This window comes from Rhizobium sp. 18055 (assembly GCF_902706285.1).
In the GTDB taxonomy this organism is placed as follows: Bacteria; Pseudomonadota; Alphaproteobacteria; order Rhizobiales; family Rhizobiaceae; genus Rhizobium.
The window spans coordinates 1-388 of record NZ_CACSKD010000488.1; the positions used below are offsets into that span (position 1 = coordinate 1).

A 388-nucleotide genomic window follows, 5' to 3' on the forward strand; every position below is an offset into this window, starting at 1 on the left:
GCACCACGGCGGTGGAAGGCTGGCGCGAATCCATCGCGCTCTACATCTGTCCCGTCACGCCCGAGTCGAGCCGTGTGTGGTTCCGGCTGGCGGTGGCGGACTTCGACGCGCCCGACCAGAAGCTGCGCGACTTCCAGCACACCATCTTCACGCAGGACCAGCCGGTGCTGGAGTCGCAGGAGCCCAAGCGCCTGCCGCTGGACCTGCGGGCCGAGCTGCACACGGCCGCGGACAAGGCCTCGTCCGCCTACCGCCGCCACCTGAAGGCGCTCGGCATCACCTTCGGCACCTGCTGACGCAGCGGCCGCGCGGGCCTCTGCGCGGGCGGCCGCGGCAATAGCGGAGGGCGGTGACATGTTTTTACGGCCGGGCCGGCGCGGCCGTGGGC

At 71.9% G+C, this 388-nt stretch carries 1 pseudogene; it reads left to right on the forward strand.

From position 1 onward, the window contains the following. Nucleotides 1-296: pseudogene (locus tag GVL52_RS32720) on the forward strand (aromatic ring-hydroxylating dioxygenase subunit alpha); the annotation flags it as partial. Between the last annotated feature and the right edge of the window lie 92 nt (nt 297-388).